Annotated in this window: 15 protein-coding genes; 9 read left to right on the top strand and 6 right to left on the bottom strand. The window is 34.9% G+C overall.

Annotated elements, in window-relative coordinates; genetic code table 11:
* Positions 1–163: 163 nt before the first annotated feature.
* The 4 genes from CVO_RS07665 to CVO_RS07680 form a co-directional block, all read right to left on the bottom strand.
* On the bottom strand, positions 164–802 hold the full coding sequence (locus CVO_RS07665; RefSeq protein WP_159571329.1) for a uroporphyrinogen-III synthase: 639 nt from the start codon (positions 800–802) through the stop codon (positions 164–166).
* A 12-nt stretch (positions 803–814) separates the two neighbouring features.
* Positions 815–2,365 carry a glutamine-hydrolyzing GMP synthase gene (guaA, locus tag CVO_RS07670; RefSeq protein ID WP_159571332.1) on the bottom strand — a complete coding sequence of 517 codons (1,551 nt, stop codon included), beginning with the start codon at positions 2,363–2,365 and terminating at the stop codon, positions 815–817.
* 159 nt (positions 2,366–2,524) lie between these two features.
* The gene (nadB, locus tag CVO_RS07675; RefSeq protein ID WP_159571335.1) at positions 2,525–3,973 is read right to left on the bottom strand and encodes an L-aspartate oxidase; all 1,449 of its coding nucleotides are present in this window, start codon (positions 3,971–3,973) and stop codon (positions 2,525–2,527) included.
* Positions 3,970–4,158: a hypothetical protein gene (locus tag CVO_RS07680; protein WP_188093771.1), complete on the bottom strand. Its 189-nt coding sequence runs from the start codon at positions 4,156–4,158 to the stop codon at positions 3,970–3,972. The genes nadB and CVO_RS07680 overlap by 4 nt, the downstream gene beginning before the upstream one ends.
* A gap of 57 nt (positions 4,159–4,215) precedes the next feature.
* Here CVO_RS07680 and CVO_RS07685 point away from each other — a divergent pair, with 57 nt between their 5' ends.
* The 5 genes from CVO_RS07685 to CVO_RS07705 are packed head-to-tail and all read left to right on the top strand — an operon-like array spanning position 4,216 to position 11,411.
* Entirely contained in the window at positions 4,216–4,578 is a 363-nt protein-coding gene (locus tag CVO_RS07685; RefSeq protein ID WP_241690956.1) for a hypothetical protein, read from the top strand.
* On the top strand, positions 4,568–6,370 hold the full coding sequence (gene uvrC, locus CVO_RS07690; RefSeq protein WP_159571338.1) for an excinuclease ABC subunit UvrC: 1,803 nt from the start codon (positions 4,568–4,570) through the stop codon (positions 6,368–6,370). The genes CVO_RS07685 and uvrC overlap by 11 nt, the downstream gene beginning before the upstream one ends.
* Positions 6,371–6,430: 60 nt before the next feature.
* Complete coding sequence (locus tag CVO_RS07695) at positions 6,431–7,927, top strand: Hpt domain-containing protein (RefSeq protein WP_159571341.1); 1,497 nt, start codon at positions 6,431–6,433, stop codon at positions 7,925–7,927.
* Complete coding sequence (locus CVO_RS07700) at positions 7,927–11,022, top strand: ATP-binding protein (protein WP_159571344.1); 3,096 nt, start codon at positions 7,927–7,929, stop codon at positions 11,020–11,022. Before CVO_RS07695 ends, CVO_RS07700 begins: the two co-directional genes overlap by 1 nt.
* An 11-nt stretch (positions 11,023–11,033) precedes the next feature.
* The gene (locus tag CVO_RS07705; RefSeq protein WP_152298764.1) at positions 11,034–11,411 is read left to right on the top strand and encodes a response regulator; all 378 of its coding nucleotides are present in this window, start codon (positions 11,034–11,036) and stop codon (positions 11,409–11,411) included.
* Positions 11,412–11,434: 23 nt separating this feature from the next.
* On the opposite strand, the gene lon is transcribed toward CVO_RS07705, so the two are convergent.
* Positions 11,435–13,846 (bottom strand): endopeptidase La, encoded by a 2,412-nt coding sequence (lon, locus tag CVO_RS07710; RefSeq protein ID WP_159571347.1) that lies wholly within the window; start codon positions 13,844–13,846, stop codon positions 11,435–11,437.
* A complete protein-coding gene (locus tag CVO_RS07715) occupies positions 13,833–14,585 on the bottom strand; it encodes an outer membrane protein assembly factor BamD (RefSeq protein WP_159571350.1) in 753 nt (250 codons plus the stop codon). Before CVO_RS07715 ends, lon begins: the two co-directional genes overlap by 14 nt.
* Positions 14,586–14,870: 285 nt before the next feature.
* On the opposite strand from CVO_RS07715, the gene CVO_RS07720 reads away from it, so the two are divergent.
* The 4 genes from CVO_RS07720 to CVO_RS07735 are packed head-to-tail and all read left to right on the top strand — an operon-like array spanning position 14,871 to position 21,566.
* Complete coding sequence (locus CVO_RS07720; protein ID WP_159571352.1) at positions 14,871–19,586, top strand: cadherin-like domain-containing protein; 4,716 nt, start codon at positions 14,871–14,873, stop codon at positions 19,584–19,586.
* Positions 19,580–20,212: a type II secretion system protein gene (locus CVO_RS07725; RefSeq protein ID WP_159571354.1), complete on the top strand. Its 633-nt coding sequence runs from the start codon at positions 19,580–19,582 to the stop codon at positions 20,210–20,212. Before CVO_RS07720 ends, CVO_RS07725 begins: the two co-directional genes overlap by 7 nt.
* Positions 20,212–21,126, top strand: coding sequence for a type II secretion system protein (locus CVO_RS07730; RefSeq protein WP_159571356.1), 915 nt, complete (start codon positions 20,212–20,214; stop codon positions 21,124–21,126). Before CVO_RS07725 ends, CVO_RS07730 begins: the two co-directional genes overlap by 1 nt.
* Positions 21,102–21,566, top strand: coding sequence for a hypothetical protein (locus CVO_RS07735; RefSeq protein WP_159571358.1), 465 nt, complete (start codon positions 21,102–21,104; stop codon positions 21,564–21,566). Before CVO_RS07730 ends, CVO_RS07735 begins: the two co-directional genes overlap by 25 nt.
* Positions 21,567–21,591 lie beyond the last annotated feature (25 nt).

Here is a 21,591-nt window from a genome sequence, read left to right on the forward strand (position 1 = left end):
TATCTCGACAGAGCTAACATGTCTCAAACGATAACACCGACACACAGAAATTCTACTAGTTCGCTATTTGAAAATGTAGAACCCTCATTAGTGCGATTTATCGAACTACCCAGACTATTAATATAATTATACAAAAAAAAATCTTGATTTTCTTCTTAAATTGTTATTTTATTTGCAGAGCCAGCTCTATACAGCTCTGTATTGATGTATTTTGGCTCATTATATACTCTGTTGCATCCGGTAAAAAATTCGCTGTTGTTGTACCAATTACTATAACTTTATCCTCAGAAGTAATAGAGTTATTTTTCAAAAAACACTCTATTGATGAAGGAGATGTAAAAATCAAAACAGAGGGACTATCAACTCTTACATCCATAATCTCTTGAGAACATTCACTTACATAAAGAATCTTTTCATCTATTTGATACCCTTCTTCTTTACACTTTTTCACAAAATCCGAAGCTATAACTTCTGCCCGCAGATAGAGCCACTTTGTATCTTTTGAAAACTCATTTATATTTTTTATAAGATTGTCGCCGTAGCCATCGCCGACCGCCAACACCTTAGCACCAAATTTTATATAGGCATCTGCTGTTTTTGGGGATACACACAATGCAGGTATATTTATAAAATCTTTTTTATCATACTGATTTAAAGCTTTAATGGTTTGCTTGGATGTAATGATAAGATAATCATATTTGAAAAAATCGATATCAGGCTTCAAATACCTGACATCTAAGGATTTTACATTGATTGCATGCTCACTCTTGGAGGTTGCAAAAAGGTAGATTTTTTTTGGCATATAAAAACTTATTTATTCCCACTCAATTGTTGCCGGCGGCTTTGATGATATATCATAAACTACACGATTAATTCCATCTACTTCATTGATAATTCTTCTGCTTATTCTCTCTAGCAAATCATGAGGAAGATGAGCGAATGTTGCAGTCATACCGTCAACCGCTTCAACAACTCTAACACAAACAGTATTGTCATATGTTCTATTGTCACCCATTACGCCCACAGATTTAACATTAAGTAAAACCGCAAATGCTTGCCATGTTTTATAATAATATCCGCTAGCTTTTAACTCATCAAGCAGTATAACATCCGCTTCTCTAAGCAGAGTCAAATCAGCTTCATTTACATCACCCATAATTCTAATAGCAAGTCCCGGTCCAGGAAAAGGGTGGCGGTTAATCATAGATTCCGGAAGACCAAGTTCCAGACCAATTTTTCTTACCTCGTCTTTAAAGAGCTCACGCAGAGGCTCAATCAGCTCAAAATCCATCCAATCAGGAAGTCCGCCTACATTGTGATGCGATTTTATAACCTCAGATGGACCGTTTACACTTACAGATTCTATAACATCAGGGTAGAGAGTGCCTTGAGCTAAAAATTTGATACCCTTATGCTTTTTAGCCTCTTTTTCAAACTCTTCTATAAATGTATGTCCGATTATTTGACGCTTTTTCTCAGGATCACTCACTCCCGCAAGCTTACCTAAAAAATTCTCTCTTGCATCTACTACAACCAATGGCACTTTTAAATTGATTTTAAAAACCTCCTCAACCTGCTCTCTTTCACCTTTACGCAAAAGACCGTTGTCAACAAAAACAGGAATAAGCTGATCACCAATTGCTTCATAAAGCATAGCAGCTACAACAGAACTGTCAACCCCGCCGCTAAGTCCGCAAAGAACTTTTCCATCTCCCACTTTTTCTCTTATATTTTTAATCTGCTCTTTTAAAAAGTGCTCCATTTTCCATTTTTCACTAATGCCGCAGATAGTTCGTGCAAAATTGCGAAGCATCAAATAGCCCTCTTCCGAATGTTGAACCTCCGGATGAAACTGCATTGCATATACACGCTTTTCTTCATTTGCAATAGCCGCATAAGGAGAATTGGCAGATGTAGCTATAGGCTCAAATCCTTCCGGAAGAACATCAACTCTATCTGTATGGCTCATCCAAACAATTCTCTCATTATCACAATCTTTCAATAATGGCGAACACTCTTCCCCTGCGTTTATTATATTGAGTTCTGCTTTTCCATATTCATGATGGTCAGCTCTGATTACACTTCCACCAAAGTCAACTGCAATTCTTTGCATACCATAACAAATACCAAGAACAGGTATTCCCATTGCATAGATCTCTTTATCTACCGTATATGCATCTTTGCTGTAAACAGACGACGGTCCACCGCTAAGAATAATTCCTCTTGGATTTTTTGCTTTAATATCTTCTATCTTTGTATGATAAGGAAGAATTTCACAATAAACTTTATCTTCACGAAGACGACGAGCAATAAGTTGCGTATACTGAGAACCAAAATCTAAAACGATAATGCTAACATTTGTCATTTAAATGCCTTTAATAAGAGTGTTTTGAAGTACCAAAAATGGTTTTTTTACAGGGAATATACCCTTTTGATAGTAAAAGGATACAATAATTAAGATTAATTTTCGATATAGTTCAAGAGTCGCCAAGAAAAAAAAGAGACTCTGAAGCAAAAGAGCTTATCAGCTCTCTTCTTTTTGTATAAAATGTACCCCGATTGACTCATCTCTGGCTAATGCTGCAATAACAATTTCTCTGGCTGTCAATAAACGAAATTTAAGAAGTCTGCCGATTTTCTCATTTAAAAGAGCATTAATTTGGCTCAATGCACTGTTTAAGCCACTTTTTGTTCTGACTATCGATACATTTTGCCACATAATTTTGCGAAGCAGATTTTTTTTGGCTTTATCCTCTTTAAAGCTCATTACCTCATCAGTAACTTCAAAAACAACCTCTTTTTTAACATGCTCTTTTTTTAAAATATCCTCAACAGCTCTTTTTCCAAAAACAAGCCCTTCTAAAAGAGAATTTGATGCAAGTCTATTTGCACCATGAACTTTTGTAGATGCGACTTCACCTATGGCATAAAGAGATTTGACATTTGGAATTGCACCATTTACATCTGTTTTTATTCCACCTATAGCATAATGAAAAGCGGGTGATATCGGAACTCTCTGCTTTGGTACATCAAAACCTAAAAGTTGAAGATTTTTATATATATTTGGAAATCTTTTTGTAAAATAGACATGATCAAAATTTTTAAATGAGAGATATGTCTGCATGCCTGTTTTTTTATTATAATCATATATTGCCTTGCTTACTATATCTCTTGAAGCAAGTTCACCTCTCTCATCATAATCAAATAAAAATCTTTTTCCTTTTTCATCTTCAATAGTAGCCCCCTCACCTCTTAATGCTTCCGTAAGAAGTAATTTTTGAGCTGCATTATTGCCGACATATACCGTTGGATGAAACTGCATCATCTCCATATCAGCCAACTCTATGCCTTTCATAATACAAAGACCCTGCATATCTGCGCTTATACAAGGCGCATTTGTGTGATACTCATAAAGAGAACCCACTCCGCCGCTGGCAATTATGACATTATCTGCATAAATATTTCTGCACTCTCTATGATCAAGGACAGTCACACCGTAGCATTCTCCATCTTTTATAAGTAGATCCACAACTCTGGCATCTGTTAACATAGGATGAGGATTTTGTTTTAATAAAAAATAGTGCATATATCTGCCGGTTGCGTCTCCGCCGGCATGAAGTATACGCTCTTTGGAATGGGCTGCCTCTTTTGTATAAAGTAATTTTCCCTCTTTATCTCTGTCAAATTCAAATCCACGAGCTATCAAATCATCTATAATAGCTCTTGAACTTTCGCTTAACACTTTTACAGCCTCTTCATCACAAAGACCGGCTCCCGCATCAAGAGTATCTTTTATATGCAAAGGCACATCCTCTTTATCTATCGCCAAAGCTATTCCGCCCTGAGCATAAAAACTGTTACATTTAAAAGTTTCTCTTTTATTTATAATAAGAACTTTTTTATCACGAGGAAGATACATAGCAGCATATAACCCTGCTGCACCGGCACCCACAATTATTACATCATACTTCATCTATTTTCACCGCTGCTTTCATTATTATTACTTTTTTTAATAATAAATTCTATATTTTCATCACTTTGCGGCGCATCTTCTAAATAATATGGATCTGCTTTATAACCACATCCACTTATACTTAATAAAAATATTGCTATAATTATTAAATGAAAAACGCTAGTCAAATTATAAATTCTATTCAAACCAGACCTCAATTCTCTCAGCTATCTTATTATAAATGTATTAAGATAGTACAATCTATGTTTACACCGCCTATACAAAAAATGATCAACTTTACTTACATCAAAAACAAAACTCTGTTTTTTGTATTTAATCACCCCGTTGGGAAACAAGAGTTTGATAATAATATACAAAGCATTAAAAGTGCTTTAAAATATCATATGCCCCAAGAGTGTAAAGAGTGTGATGAAAATTTATTTGATGATATAAAAGCTTTTGTAACACACACTCCAAAAAAAAACAAAGAAGAGATTAAAGAGACAAAACAGGTTTATAAAGAGCGTTCAACCGGAAATTTTGAAATCAATATAGATGATGAAAAACTAAATGCACTTGTTCATGATATTCAAAAAATTATAAAAAAGATGAATAATGAATCTTGAAGAAACTATAAAACAACTGCCCGATTGTGCCGGAATATACCAATATTTTGATGAAGAGGGACATCTTCTTTATGTAGGCAAAGCAAAAAGTTTAGCAAAAAGAGTAAAAAGTTATTTTATTTTCACCCCTTCTCTAAAGCCAAACACAAATCTCTCAAGCAGAATCAAAAAGATGATTTCTCAAGCAGTTTCTATGAACTACATAGTTGTAAATTCAGAGCATGACGCTTTAATTTTAGAAAATTCACTTATCAAACAGCTTAATCCCAAATATAATATTTTACTAAGAGATGACAAAACTTACCCCTATATTTACATAGACAACGCAAAAGAGTATCCAAGATTTGAAATAACAAGAAAAATCATACAATCTTCAGATATTACATATTATGGTCCCTTTTCCGTCGGTGCAAGAGATATCTTAGACTCAATTTATGATATATGCCGTCTTGTACAGAAAAAAGGATCTCTAAAATCAAAAAAACTCTGCCTTTACTATCAAATAGGCAAATGTCTTGGACCATGTGAATTAAATGTTCCATATGAAGAGTATAAAAAAGAGCTTGATTTGGCTACAGAGCTGATAAAAAACAAGAAAACACTTCTGGCAAAACTCGAAGAAAAGATGCACTTTTATGCCCAAAATCTTCGATTTGAAGAGGCAGGTGAAATTAGAGACAGATATCAAAGAATAAGCCGTTCAGAGATAAAGAGTGAAATTGATTTTGCCAGTGATGAAAATTACGATATTTTTGTTCTAAAAAATGCTGAAAACAGAGCAGTAATAGTAAGAATATTTATGAGAGGAGGCAAAATCATCTCATCTTCGCATGATTATATCCAGCTCAATGAAGGATATGATGAAGATGAACTCTACCAAAGAGCTCTAATGGATTTTTACTCAAATGGAAAACCTCCGATTATAGCGCCGATACTGATTGCTACTGAATTTGAAAATAAAAATATCATAGAAGAGTATCTTACTACTCTCTTTGAGAAAAAAGCGCTTATAAAAGTACCTAAAAAGGGGGATAAAAAGAAACTTATTGATTTGGCTTTGATAAATGCGCAGGAACTTTTAAGAAAAGAGGGCAAACAAAACAGCGATGCAATCTTAAGTGAAGTAAAAGAGTTACTTTCTTTAGAAAAAATTCCTAAGCGCGTAGAGATTTTTGACAACTCTCATATGTCAGGAGTTGCAACAGTCGGAGCTATGGCAGTATATGATAAAGGAGGTTTTGATAAAAAAAGTTACAGAACCTATCATCTGCAGGCAAAAGACGAGTACTCTCAAATGAGAGAGACACTTACAAAAAGAGTAGAGAGCTTTTCCAAAAACTCTCCTCCAGATTTATGGATTATTGATGGAGGAGGCACACTCTTAAAACTTGCTTTTGAAATTTTAGAATCAAATGGAGTTTTTTTGGATGTCATCGCAATATCAAAAGAGAAGATAGATGCAAAAGCACATCGAGCAAAAGGAAAAGCAAAGGACATAATTCATACAAAAGAGGATGTTTTTAGGCTTAAAGACAGCGATAAAAGACTTCAATGGATGCAAAAATTAAGAGATGAAGCACATAGAAGCGCAATAAACTTTCATAAAAAAACAAAACTAAAACTTGATAAAGAGAGCAAACTCTTAAGCCTAAAAGGGATATCACAGGCAAAAATAGTTAAACTAATAAACCATTTTGGAACATTTGAAGCGCTTAAGAACCTAAGTGTTGAGGAGATTGGTTCTGTTTTAAACATAAAAGATGCAAATATAATAAAAAGTATTTATAAATAAGTTTTTTTTTAAACTATTTGTGCTACATTTAATACTATTTATATTACATAAAAGGCTCAGATGCTAATCTATAATCACAAAAAAGAGTTTTGGGGAATTGATGAGGATGATTTAAAAGCTCTCGGCCTCTCAAGCATTGAAGAGCTTCAAGATCAAGCAGCAGATTTTGCAGATCTTTTTGTAAAAAAACCCGGCTTTATTCATAATTTTAAACATATGCACTGGATTGATTACATCACATGTAACAATATAGATTCAAAAGTCATTCTTCGTATCAAAGATAAAAATTATATGGCACACATAAAGATAAAAATAATCTATCTTATAGACAACCCATCTAAAAAAGCATATAGTGTCAATCTTCGTAAAATCAAGCTTTTATCAGATGCGCAGGATGAAAAAATCTCTACTCCTATGATGCAAAAACCTGCTAAAAGAGAAAAATTTCAATCTAGTGAAATATATGACAGAGCCATAATACCCAAAGATGCTCCTACTAAAAATGATAAAAACTCCAGTGAAAAAACCATTATGGCAAAACAGGATTTACACAAAGATTCTCCAAACAAAATAAAAGAAGAAGATAGTGAGTCTATACATAAACAACTAGTTAATGTAGAACAAAAAGAGGAGAAGAACTCTTTTGCAGAGTATGTATACAATCCACAAATAGCTTCTGAAGAGCTTGGTTTACCGATTGATCTTATAGAAGAGTTTATTCAAGATTTTATTGCTCAGGCAGAGAGCTTTAAAAATGATCTCTATGAAGCAGCAAACACCCAAGATTTAAATCATCTAAGAGTACTTTCTCATAAACTCAAAGGTGTTGCCGCAAACCTGAGAATAGAAAATGCTTTGAATACTTTAATAACAATCAATACATCAAACGATGACAACGAAATTAAAACCAATCTTGAAAAATTCTATAAAATCATTGATAAGCTCTCCCATAAAGAAGAACCGGCTGAAGAAAAGCCTACTGAGAAAGCTAAACTTGATAACGATGATACAATTATTTTATCATTTAAAGAAGATGTCAAAAACGAAGATCTCTCAAATCTGCAGATAAATGACTCTCAAGTTCCTGATTTTATAGAGATTACCGAACTAGCAGACGATGAATTTTTAAAACCAAAGATTACTATAAATCAAGATAAAATAGCTGATGAAGATTTATCTATTTTTGATAATTATGATTATATATTTCAAGAAAAACTGCCTAAAAAGAGCTCTGATACTGTTTTTAATTATGATAAAAAACAGATAGCAGATGATATCGGTTTGGATATAAAAAGTTTTAATGAACTCTTTAAAGATTATTTAAACGAGATGAAAAAGCTCTCAAATCATATGTTTGAATCAATTCAAAAGAGTGATATAAACGGGTGCAAAAGTGCAGTCCTTAAAATAAAAGGAATGAGCCAAAATATGAGAGTTCCTAATTTTGATCAGGACTTAAATGTGATTATGAACGCCAATGACATAGATACGATTGATAAAGCCGGCAAAAACATTATAGCAACACTCAATAAAATTTTAGACATAGAAAATAGATAATGCAATTTGGATTAAAAAACAGACTAAAACTTATAAGTCTTTTGCCCATTATCATACTTTTTTCAATGACAAGTTACTACTTTTACAACTCTTTTTTTGAATATAAAGCAGCAAAAGAGTTGCAAAACAGGTTAGATCAAAACAAGATTCTCAATGATTTAATCAGAAATCTTGCGCGCGAGCGTGGTATGAGTGCCATGTATCTCGGAAATCAAACTGAGAATATTTTAAAATCTCTTAATGAACAAAGAAAAATCGTTGATGAAAAAATAGCACTATATATTAAACATCTACAGCAAGAAAAAGTATCAAGCGAGATCCCTTTAATGCTATCTAAAATAAAATCTGTAAGAGCTCTTGTAAACAGTAACGAAATTGAATTTTCTGAAATGTTTGTAGATATATACAGCAAAGCACAGGAAAAACTTATCCAACAACTCAATTATATTGCAAACAAAGATATTGACAAAGAGATCAATGAGCTCTACTTTTTGTATACCTCATTGATTTATGCGCGAGAAGCTTCGGGGATTGAGAGGGGATATATATCCCACATTATTTCGCGCTCAAGAATACTTTCGCCTGATGATTTAAATAGATGGATTTCTATTATTAGCAAAGCTGATGCTATTACTTATGAGAAAATACAAAACAAAGAGTTAGTAAAAAAAATTGATGCCATATTTAAAACCAAAGAGAGCAAAGAGTTGTTTGCAGATATCAACAGTGAAAGAACAGCCATTATAACTGCTGCCAAGAGCGGTAAATATGACATTGACTCAGGAATCTGGTTTACTATGTTATCAGAAAAAATCAATCTAATTTCAAAAGCAGAAATTTTATTGTTAAATACTATAGACAATAAAGCACATGAGATACAAAACAGCTCCCTACAAGTACTAATTATAACTTTTACTATATGGGTTATTGCTATTATATTGGCAATTCTCGGCTATCTGCTCGCTAATGAAATAACTAAAAATATCAAAAAACTTGAAAATGTACTAAAAAAAGTTGCGCATGACTATAACACGCAAGATAGAAAAATCAATCTTCACACATCTCAAGGAACAAACTTAGCTTACGGACTTCTTGAGGAGATTATTGAACAGACAAAAAAGGATAAAGTTTCTGCTCAGGAAGCAAATGAAGCAAAATCAATGTTCTTGGCAAATATGTCACATGAGATTCGCACACCGCTTAACGGTATCGTCGGATTTACTGAGCTTTTAAAAGATTCGGGATTAGGGGAAGAGCAAAGAGAGTTTGTTGATATTATTGAAAAAAGTTCTGAAAATCTTCTTGAGATTATCAATAATATTCTTGATTTATCTAAAATAGAGAGCAATAAACTTGAAATTGAAAATATTGCCTTTGATCCAGTAGTAGAGTTTGAAAATGCGGTTGAAGTTTATGCTGTTCGTGCCAGCGAAAAAAATATAGACCTTGGATGCTTTATCGATCCAAGGCTTGAGTCTCCTCTCAAAGGTGATCCTACAAAACTTAAAGAAGTTCTTATCAACCTTCTCTCAAATGCCATAAAATTTACAAACAATAATGGATTTATCAATATTAATATCAGAAAAATCAAATCTGATGAGGCTGATAAAACAAGAGTTAAGTTTGAGATTCAAGATAGCGGTATCGGCATAGCAGATGAACAAAAAAGTAGAATTTTTGAAGCATTTTCCCAAGCAGACACTTCCATTACTCGTAAATATGGCGGAACCGGTCTTGGACTTACAATATCAAGCAGCTTTATAGAACTTATGGGAGGCAAACTTGACCTAGAGAGTAAGCCGGAAGAGGGTACCACTTTCTTTTTTACTCTTGATTTTGAAGAGATTGAAACACTTTCTAAAAGTTTCCAAGATAGATTTAATGACCTAAATGCGATTATCTTAGAGAGTTCACACAAAACTAAAAATCAAGATAACTATCTAAAAGAATATCTTGATTATTTTGGAGTTAAGTATACCGTAGTAAAAGAGATGCATAAAATCAAATCACTTTTAGAAAATAAAAACTATGATCTCTTATTTGTAGATTATGACTATATAGACAAAGAAACGCTTGCAAAAATAGCGACTCTTGCGCCAAAACTTGTTGTTTTAACAAAATCAAATATTATGAAGCAAATAGATACTTTTGGCTTTGATATCTTTAAAATCTTATATGAACCGCTGCACTCTTCAAAAATAAAACAGATATTACTAAACTATATCTCATTAAATAAATCTACACAAGATAGTAAAAAACAATCCGGTAAAAATTTTGCTTTATCTAAACCAAAATTTGCAGCAAATGTTCTTGTCGCCGAAGACAATATAATAAATCAAAAACTTATTAAACGAACACTTGAAGATTTAGGGCTAAATGTTAATGTTGCAAATAACGGACTTGAAGCATTTCAAAAAAGAAAAGATGAAGATTTTGATATAATTTTTATGGATATTCAGATGCCGGTTCTTGACGGCATTGAAGCAACAACAGAAATTTTAAAGTGGGAAGAGGATTATAAACAAGCACATGTGCCTATTGTGGCATTAACAGCAAATGCCCTAAAAGGGGATAGAGAAAAGTTCCTCTCAGCAGGTCTCGATGAGTACACCACAAAACCTCTTATTCGGCTAGAAATAGTATCTATACTAAATAAATTTTTAGCTGATCATATAGTAAGAGATACAAATCTGCCAAATAAATCTGTCAAACTTCATATTAAACCTAAATACAAAGCAGATGTACTAATAGCTAAGAAAAGTGATTTTGAAACAAAACTATACACTAAAATAGTAGAAACAATAGAGGGTATAACATATGAAGTTGCCTCTTCGCCGGTAAATTTTAAAGAATTAATAGAGAACTACTCTTACAAAATAGTGCTTTTTGACAAGGAGTATGACACTTTGGATATAGAAACAATATCTTCAGTCATCAAAAAAAGAAGTGCTTCAAACGGTCTTGATTCTATTATTGTTCTTATCGATGAATCAAACCAAAAAGAGACTCTGACATATAAAAAATATGTAGATGAAGTGATCAAAAATGTTATAAACAGAGATTTATTAAAGTCGCTGTTTATAAAATATATCTAAAGGATAAAGAGATGATTTCAAAAGAATTAATAGTGCTAACAGTAGATGACGATATGATAAACCTTAAACTTCTAAAATCAATGCTTATGAAAAACCCCGATGTAAAAGAAGTTATTGAAGCAAGAAACGGGATTGATGCTATCAATCAGATAAAAGAGAGAGAAGATATTAATCTTATTCTTTTAGATATCATTATGCCTGTGATGGATGGTTTAGAAGTTCTTAAAGTTGTAAATTCTGATGAAAATATTAAGCAGATTCCCATTATCGTACTTACGACTGATGAAACAAAAAAAACAGAAGCCCTTGAACTCGGCGCAAACGGTTTTTTAATGAAACCGATAAGAAACGGTGAATTAACTCAAAAGATAGAGTCAATTACTCTTTAAAGTTTACAAGCAAAGAGGAGGCTTTAAACTAAAACTTGTTTTAAAACCTCTTCAACTTTACTAACCGGAACAATTTCTAACGAATCTTTTACCTCTTGTGGAATATCATCCAGATCTCTCTCATAATTCTTTAGCGGAATAAGTACTTTGCTCATATCAGCTTTATGTGCCGCTATAAGTTTCTCTCTCAGTCCGCCTATCGGCAGTACATCTCCGCTTAGAGAAACTTCACCCGTCATTGCGATTTCTGAGCGAATTTTTCTTGAGCTCAGTATTGAAGATATAACACTTACCATAGCAATACCTGCACTTGGTCCATCTTTTGGAGTTGCACCGTCTGGAACATGTATATGCAGATCGTATCGTTTATAGACTTCGCTTAAATCTACTGCCGTTTTTTCCTCTTTTTCTTTGATTGAAAGAGGAATATTTTGAGGGTCTATTTTCAATTTTTTTGTATCTATAAGTGTTTTTACCACACTGTATGCAATAAGTGCCGACTCTTTCATAATATCGCCTAAACTGCCCGTAAGCTGCATGCTTCCCTTGCCTTTTATGCGGATACTCTCTATTTTTAAAACATCTCCGCCGACCGCTGTCCATGCCAGACCGTTTACAACTCCAACAACAGGAACTTTTGTCGTCTTTTCAATCTCAAATACCGTTTTGTCAAAATAGTCTTTAAGATTTTTCAGAGTCAGTGAAACTCTGCTGATTTCCGGATGTTCAAGTAGTTCACGAGCAACTTTTCTTGACATATTTGCAAGGCGGCGGCGAAGATTGCGCACTCCCGCTTCACGGGTGTAGCTATGGATAAGCTCTTTAAGTGCAGGTTTTGAGATAGCAACTTCTGATTTTCTTAAACCATGTTTTTTAAGCTCTTGCGGAATAAGATATCTAGATGCAATCTCATACTTCTCCTGAGGAGTATAAGAGCTTATGCTGATAAACTCCATTCTGTCACGAAGCGGAGCAGGAATAGTTCCGACATCATTTGCAGTTGCTATAAAGATAACTTTTGAGAGATCAAGATTAAAGTTAAGATAATAATCACGAAACTCTTTGTTCTGCTCCGGGTCCAGTATCTCTAAAAGTGCTGCTGTCGGGTCGCCTCTGCCGGTTTTTGCAACTTTGTCTATCTCATCAAGTACTACTACAGGATTCATTTTTTTAGCATCAATGAGTCCCTGGGTTATACGCCCAGGCATCGCGCCAACATAGGTTCTTCTATGTCCTCTTAACTCATTTACATCTTCTAAACCGCCAAGCGCTATCCTGATTAACGGTCTTTTTAACGCCTCTGCTATAGAGTTTGCCAAAGATGTTTTACCCACGCCCGGAGGTCCTGAAAAACAGATAATTGCTCCAGAATTTCCCTTTACTCCTCTGAGCTCCATCAACTCTTTTACTGCAAAAAACTCAATAATTCTCTCTTTTGGTTTTTCTAAAGAGAAGTGGTCTTTATCCAGTTGATTTTCTACTTCACTGATTTTAAGCTTCTTTTTACTCTCCTCTCCAAAAGGGATCTCTAAAGCCCACTCTAGATAAGTTTGTGTCATAGATGCATCTGAAGAGTCAGGATGCATTCGCGAAAATCTCTCTATCTGCTTATGTATCTCTTTATAAGCCTCTTCGCTCATTTTCTCTTTTTTTGCTTTTAGTTTGTTTCGGTACTCTTCTATCTCTTCATCTCTTGAAGTATCGCTTCCAAGCTCTTTTTGAATCTGCTTTAGCTGCTCTTTTAAGAAATACTCTTTATTGATTTTTTCTATATGTGTATGTACTTTTGAACGAATCTCTTTTTGAAGCTTATTTGCCTCAATCTCATCGATAAGATACTCTATAAGATCCAAAAATCTTTTTTCAGTATCAGTCTCTACAAAAAGATTGTAAGCCTGCTCTTTTTTGAGCTTAACACTGCTGCATATAAGATCGATTATGCGGTTATGGTCATGATTCTCTTCTATAGTTTTTAACAGATCCGGAGGAAAATAGCTGCTCACGGCAGCAAGCGCTCTAACCTTTTCACGAACTATCTCAAGTATGGCATCTATCTTTAAAGAGCTTACATTTGTAGCATTTATGATATCTACATGTGCAATAAGAGGATCGTCTTGAACTTTTTTTATAACTTTAGCCCGTGCTAGACCTTGAAAAAGCACTTTTACTCTTCCGTCGGGAAGTGAGACTTTTCGCATGATAGAACCTACCACACCTGCATTATAAAGTGATTCAAACTCTCTTTCGCCCTCATAAGAAGGCTTTGTGGGACAAACTATTACCAAAGAGCTCTCTTCAATAGCCTTTGTAGCCGCTTTTATGTTTTGCTCATCGCTTAAAAAAAGCGGAGAGATCATAAACGGATATAAAAAGAGTTCATCCTCTGCTATAACGGGTATATCAGCCGGAAATGCTTTATAATCACTTAGTTTCATCGCTCTCTCCTACATCTTCATCTTTTACAGAGCTTCTAGAAACAACACTTTGCGTGTCCGGTATCATAAAATCATACCAGCTTGAAGTACCGTCTCCTTCAAACCATGAACGATACCATGGAGCAACAGCTCTGTTTACCTCTTCTGAGACAATCCAGGGTTGCGGATTTATAGATCTGTAATATAAGGCACTTTTTGGTTTATCTAGCCTGTCATAAAGCCCGGCAATGCTCTCATTGAGCGTAAATTCGGCAAGATAAAGTCTGGTAAGCATCGTGTTTATGATCTCTAGATACATTGAGTTTGGATATATTCTCTTAAACGCTTCGCCCTCTTCTATCGCCTCGGTTATCAACCCCTGATCTCGTCTTGGATTTGGTAGAGCCATATATTTTGCTTTTATTTTTAAAAATTCTGCTTCCTCTTTTTCATTTGGAGTTGCATATCTTTTAATATACTCATTTAAAAAATGCTCGCTTAAAAGATACTCCTCATGGTACATATGCGCAAGTGCGAGTATCATCGTAGCCTCTGGAAGCAGAGGAGAGCCGATGTGCTCACCCTGAAGTGAACTGTAGTAGTTGTCAGCTCTCTCCAGATCCCCGTTAGAAACACTCTGCACTATTTTTGAGTACCAGTATATAGCAGACTTGTTATACTCCTCAACCTCTTTTGAACATCCTGAAAACAAAAGCGAAAAAAGCACCAAAACCGCTAAAAAATAAATCTTTAATTTCATAAAATAAATTCCTAAATTTTAAATAAGATGTTATTTTATCCAAAAGATATATAACACTCATTAAACTATGTATATTTTATGATTAAAGTTATATATATAGTTTAATTCTGTGCAAACGATTACCCTAATTTAATCATTAAGCACTTATTAAGGGCAACTGATAGTATAATATAATGTATTGTAGTTTACGAAGAAGTTAAAATTTTATGCCAATAGAATTAAAAAACACAAAGAACTTTAAAAGTAATTTTAATATAACTGCTTAATCAACTCAGGGGATGTAAGATGAAAAATTTAAACCATTCAGATACAAATAAAAATTCATTTTTAAAATTTTTTTTAAAATTAGTATCACTTTTTGGAGTTATGACAGTGTTGTTTACACCGCTGTATGCTATTACACTCTCAATAGAAGATTTTAACAGCAACAATGAAGGATGGAGCGGAGGAACCCGCTACTACAATCACTATTACATCTTTGGAGATAACACAGGGTCTGAAAATTACAGTTTCAATCAGCATCCACTAAGAAATGTAATTATTACATTTGATGTCAGAGCATATGATGGATGGGAAGCATCAGGATATGGGCAGGATGTACTCAATGTAACGGCAAACGGGGTTACAACTCGCTTTTATCAAGAAGATGGAACTTATACCTACAGCGTAAATGCAGTTTTAGATACTGGTGGTGGTTTGGAACTGCGTATCAATCCTGACACTGCAAGTTTCTGGCCTTTCGATTGGGGTGGAGAAGATATATGGATAGATAATGTTGTAATCAGTTTTATCAGTGCTGATGCGGTTAACGATTCTTACTCTATTGTAAAAAATACAGTTTTATCAGGCAATGTACTCTCTAATGACATCGGTCCTTCTATCTCAGTTATATCCAATACAAATCCTTCGCATGGTGCCGTTACAGTAAATGCAAATGGAACTTTTACTTATACTCCTACATCAAATTATATGGGAGATGACTCATTTACATATACCATAGAAGACAGCAATGGATACAGTGATACAGGAACAGTTTCAATCACAATTACTAATGTTGCAACAAGCGGTTATCGTGATTTTAGTCTCCGACAACAGCTCTATTCCAAAGGTGATATGAAAACAATAGGAAATACTGTTTTAGTACCTCCAACTACACAAAATTCGAATATTTGCAGTACTTATACAAATGGTGACTACATAGAAAACGCCCCTAGTTCTAATGCCGCTTACTATTTGTGCGAATATAATGTTGATACAACTACACCAAGCCTTACAAATTCGACAACATCCGAATTGCGTCTGCCTTCCGGGGCTAGAGTAATATGGGCAGGATTATATTGGCAAGCAATAGTCTCTAACTTCAGTTTTAGCACAGACATGACTATTAAAATACGCCATGATGAAAGTTCAAGCAGCTATACTGATATAACACCGGATCGTTTGGATTACAAATCTGACGCGGGATATAGCGGATATACAAGTTACTCTGCTTTTGCTGATGTAAGCGGATATTTCGGGGATGGGAAATGGAATGATGGAAATTACACGGTGGCTAATATTCCCGTCTATGAAGGAAATATTCCTTCGCTGGGAACATACGGAGCATGGACATTAGCTGTAGTTTATGCAAATCTTGATGATCCAAATGAGAAATTTCGAAGTTTCAGTATTTTTGATGGATGGAAAACCGTGGGAAGTGGAGACCCAAGTGTTAACATCGATGTAACAGGTTTTTATACACCGGACAAAAATAATATCGTCTCAGAAGTATCAGTTTTTGCTGCCGAAGGTGATAGACATATCAGTGGTGACTTGTTAAAAACAATAAACTATAACAACAACACTGCTGTTACACTGGCAACAATTACAAATAACTCTTTTAACTCTTCAATCTCAGGAGGAGATTCTCGAACACCTGATTTGATCAACAACAATGGAATAGATATTCAAACATTTGATATTGGCGATTATATGATTCCAAAACAAACAACTATGAATTTTACATTCACATCCGAGCGACAAGCAAATGGTGATCAGGACCGTTATTGGCCCTCTATGATTGCCTTTGCAACTGAATTATATGTGCCGCTATTTTGTTATGATTACGGGTATGAACAAAATGGTCTTCCTTTTACAGAAGAAAACAACGGTACAGCTATGCCTTATATCAGTGGATTTCTTCCAAATACTACAGATATTGATGTCAGTCTCTATATTCGAAATCAAGAAGCCTCAGATGTAAGCGCAAATAACATTATAATGACGATTAATGATATTAATACATCCCAGGCAATTTATACAAGAGATACGGTTGGTGTAAACTATCCAAACAGCTTTACACCGGTTTATAAAGAAGATTCAGCCTGGCCGTTAAGTGTCAGCAACTCTTATATTCATAATATTCCTATCGGGGATATGGGCGGAGAATTGCATGCATATGTTTACTATACGCTAACTCCGCAACATATAGGAACTATTGATATTCCAATCGATGCAACATTTTCTTATGACCTAGTTATCCCGCTGCCTAATGGCTCCACACTAACATTGCCATACTCCTCTACCGTGGGAGGAGAGAATCTTCCGATGTGTTCTGCAGATAATTTTAGTTATACGCCGGAATGGGGTATCTTTAGCATGGTTGACGCAGGACTTTATGACTCGAATAACGATGATAGATATTATGATTTAACAACACAGGTTGCAAAGCGCCCTGGAAATCTCAGAATTGCTTCTTTTGATCCAGAAGCACTAGACACTCCGCAGCCGGTTACGACCATTGTAGCAGTTGAACTCATTGATGCAAGTGAATTTCATGATGTCGATGCAGCGTGTCGTGAACCATCAAGTGCGATAAGCCCGAGAATATGGATGACTTTTGAAAATAATGTTTCTCAAGTTGATTTTAATGCTCAAACAATTCAAGCAGCAATTAATGAAGATATGGTTTCAGATGTTATTACAGGACAACCATATCAAATTGGCTCGCCGGCTGATTTTTTTCAAACAGCTACGCCTAATGCTGCTTTTAGAGTATCGTTTAACACAATAGCTGATCAAAATGACTCATTGATTCACATTGAAGAGACAAAAAATGGGATTAGAATTGACAACTTCTCGGATATTCATCAAATATATCCGCATTGTCGACAATATGTAAAAAATCCAAATAATGACAATATGACAAATCGAACATCAGTAGCATGTTCAGATAATGGAAACAACAGTACCTATCAAGATGTTGCAATATGTATGGAGTGTTTGTACGGTACTAGAACTAAAGTTCTTTGTTCAAGAGACAACTTTGCCATTCGCCCCGAGAGCTATACGGTGCAGCTAAGAGATCTTAATCAAACCAATCATACCCAGGTACAGTTATTTGCACCCGGCCATACGGGAGTAGTAAGTCCAAATCTAGACAGAGTAGATGTAGCAAGTGGATATGACTACCGGTTTGATGTCAATGCAACCAATCATCTTGACAATCAAGCTACCCCTGGCTACACCCGTTATTTTGCTACCGGTGGAAGTGATTACAATATTACATTGATATGGGAACCAAGCGTTGCTAAAACAGGATGTAATGATACTGAAGATGAGTCGTTGGAAATAAATCTCATCAATGGAACTGTTGCTACAGAAGAAAATCTTTCACAGGTGGGAGAATATCGACTAAATATTATTGATAAAACATGGACAATTGTAGATTGGGATTCATCAAAACAAACACATCAAACCGGTTCTCATTTCCTATCAGGATTTGAGTGTGATCCAAACTCAACTGATGTGCCTCTTGAAAGTTCTGTTACATCATTGAGTGGAAGTACAATCAATAATGTAGCAGGCTGTAATATTAGCAGCACTCACGACAATATTGAAAATGGTCTCAAATATAAAGATTATCTTTTTGAATTTCATCCATATAAATTTGTTTTAAATATAACTCCGTCTGCCGGACTTGACTATAGCCCATCAGCAACGCATCTTTATATGGCAGATATTTCAATGGATGAAAATATGTCGTTTCATCTAAATGGCGACATTAGAGCTTCTGGCTATAATAACTCCTTTTTAAGTAACTTTGTTAATAACTGTTATGCAAAACCGTTAAACTTAACAGTTCACAAATCTGACACTGCTCTTATAAATGTAAACGGTAACAATGTGGCATATAAGGCAAGATTTCACAATTTGGATGTAAACGGTACTGTAATAATTGCAGATGATATAAACTATACTGAAACTAATTCATCTACGCCTGTTTTAATTCAAACAGCACAACACTACTTCACTAAAAATTTAAATGGAACAATTAATACCAGATTGAATTTAAACTATAATAGAGAAGTAAACGCTTCTGCAAACCCTAAATTAATAACATTTGGAAATTACAATGCAGATTGCAATAATAGTGTTGATTGTACTTTTACTGCTGATTTTGAAACAAAAATAACACATGGTTTTCAAAATCTAGATCACAACATAACCCATCTTTACGGTCGTACACATGCTTCAAGACAGAGGTATAGAGTACCAGAAGATCATCCATATCAAGCAAACATCTACTTTGAAGCATACTGTTTTGGAACTGACTGTAACAAAACTCTGCTTCCAAACGGTCTAGCTTCCAAGCAGGTTGATGATATAAGATGGTTTATAAATGCAGATCATAATACAACTAATGACGGAGCAGTTGGTATAGTTTTGGAAAAAATTGGAACTAATGTTGAAGGTGACATTGTAGATGCAACTGACAATCCAACTGGAAATCCATCTGTAACTACACTGAATTATGATGAAAGCAAGGGTTACCCATACAAAACAACGATGCAAAACGAAGCTTCTCGTTGGCTAATCTATAATGAAGATGATCCGACGGCTACAAGAAACGAGTTTCAAGTTGAGTTTGATAAGTTAGGTGACTGGACCGGCGAGCATGAAACAAACACGACAACAAAAAGCACCGGCGGGGTAAAAACAAATAGGAGAATCATGTGGTAAGAAGAGAAACCTCTTTTGGCAGAGCCGCTTTTACAATGATAGAGCTTATATTTGCTATTGTTATTGTATCTATTGCAGTTATATCACTCCCCACAATGATTCAGGTTACATCCAAAGGGATTGAGAGCAATATAGTTCAAGAAGCTATCTTTGCAGCCTCTGCAGAACTTATGGGAGCTACATCGTACTACTGGGATGCAAGATCAATCGAAGACAATGCAACAAGCCACCTATCAAGGGTTATAGATGTAGACGGAGATTGTGAAAATAATGCTTCTAGCCCTAGATACAGACTAAGAGACGGTCATATTGCCCAACCATATCATAGACGCTGTTTAGATAGTACTTCTGACACAGTGTTGAACACTTCAAGCACCGATTTTCCAAATCTAAACAATGCAGTGAATACTACTGTAGACAATTTGTTTGATATCAATGCTACTGCAGAGGCTTCAGGGTATAAAGAGTTATATAAGAGTCAAGTCACTGTCGCACCAGGAACAAATAATAATATAAAAATACTTACTGCTTCAGTATATAAAGATGACGGGGCAACACTATTAACAACCCTAAAAATTTACAGCGCCAACATCGGCGAGATTGACTACTACAAGAGGAGATTTTAATGCGTAGAGGCGCTTTTACTCTTCTAGAACTTATCTTTGTTATAGTAATCATGGGAATTCTTGCAAAATATGGTGTTGAGCTACTCTCTCAGGCTTACAAAAGTTTTATATTTTCAAGTATCAACAACAGACTCCAATCTCAAACTGCAGCTGCAGTTGAGACAATAGGTTCAAGACTTCAATACCGCATAAAAGACTCTGTTATTGCTAGAAAGAGTGCTACTGATTTTGAAGCTTTAGCTTATTCTCCTTATGAAGAAACTGCAACAATACTAGAATGGGTAGGAACAGATATAGAGGGATTTCGCGGAAATACTCCTAATGCTGGCGGAGATTTTCTGCCTCACTGGAGCGGAATAATTGATCTAAAAGATCCAAATACAAATGCTACTAATTTAGTATCTCCTGGGACAGATACTGCAGATTTAAATGCTCTTATAGACACACTCTCTGATGGAGGAAGTGATATCAACGATGCTGCGCTATATTTTGTAGGATCTGATAGTGATATTAAAACCGGGTATGGATGGAATGGAGTCGCCTTAACAGACCATAATACAAGTGTTATGCACCCTATTAAAAGCAACGGTACATCTCAATTTGCTCCAATCAGCGGTCTTGACGGATCAAATAGTACTTTTGCCGGTGCTAATGTATATGAGTACTATCAACTAGCTTGGACTGCTTATGCTGTTGTACATACTCCTGATGATGGAAATTTAACTCTCTATTATGATTATCAACCATGGCAAGGTGAAATGTATACAAGCGGAAAGAGTGCTGTAATCATGGAAAATGTAGATACTTTTAGATTTAAAGCCGTCGGCTCAATTATTAAAATTCAAGTGTGTGTCAATTCTGATTTAGTAAAGGATGAGGAGTATTCGTTATGCAAAGAAAAAACTATTTTTTAAAAACCAATCCTCATAAGAAGCGTTCAGGCTTTGCTATGATAATGGCTATAGCAGTTATAATTATCATAGCGACTATTATGGCGCTCTCTTTGGCACTTACCACAGAAACAAGTAAAAGAACTGTTGATCTTTATCTTTACGAGCAAGCCGCACTTCATGCAAAGAGTGCTACAGAGTTGGCACTTTTGGAAATTGCCAAAAGAGATCCAAATACAAATTGCTTAAACAGCTATAGCACAACTTTTGATGACATCTATGATGTAAATATAACAATGCGATATGTTTTTACAGGAACTGTAGGCACATGTTCAAAATATTTTGATATTGTAACTCCCGAACAAAACGGTTCTGTACTTATGGATACAGCAGTTCGTGTAAATGATCAAAGTATCTCATCTGAACCTATCCGCTACTTTAGAAGAACAATCCAAAAACTCTAAATAATGAATTATTGTAAACGATTTA

Source organism: Sulfurimonas sp. CVO, assembly GCF_009883775.1.
GTDB lineage: Bacteria > Campylobacterota > Campylobacteria > Campylobacterales > Sulfurimonadaceae > Sulfurimonas > Sulfurimonas xiamenensis.